1 pseudogene is annotated in these 547 nt (G+C 41.3%); it reads right to left on the reverse strand.

The window, feature by feature from the left end:
• Positions 1-518 (reverse strand): annotated as a pseudogene (locus tag ACK4TH_RS13145) (hypothetical protein); the annotation flags it as partial.
• Positions 519-547 lie beyond the last annotated feature (29 nt).

Raw genomic sequence — 547 nt, forward strand, 5'->3', positions numbered from 1 at the left:
AGCAGTTTCGCTTGGTTGCCTTCGGGTTTAGTGCATTGGTAATAGTTTTCTTCTTTGTTGAAGGTAAAACCTTCTCGCTCTGATTTGTATTGTCCGAAGTTTGGGATGTAAGCGTTGATGTTTTTTTCATGTAAATACGCCAATGCTTCACCACTGCTGTAACCACCATCGGCTAAGAGTTCTTCGAGTTCGATTCCGTTTTCTTTTAAGTTTTCTTCGGTAAGTTCTACTATTTGTTCTAAACACTGACTGTCGCGTTTGTCCGCAAAATCAGAACACGCTCCTGTGATAACATGGTGCGCATCGTCTACTGCGATTTGTCCAAAATAATTTAATTGTCGTGCTTTGCCTGGTTTTACGCTTACTCTGGCATCTGTATCTGTGGGAGAATAATGGGTGTGATTCGATATATATTTTGGACGGATGAGATTGCCGTTTTCGTCGGTTTGATTGCTGTTGCTATTTGCTGGCATTCCTTTATACGCTTCTGCTTTCCAAGCGTGGTGCTGTTCTACCAACTTCTTTCTGGTACTAGTGGTTTTAAATT

Source organism: Tepidimonas sp. (assembly GCF_046292505.1).
Classification (GTDB): Bacteria; Pseudomonadota; Gammaproteobacteria; order Burkholderiales; family Burkholderiaceae_C; genus Tepidimonas.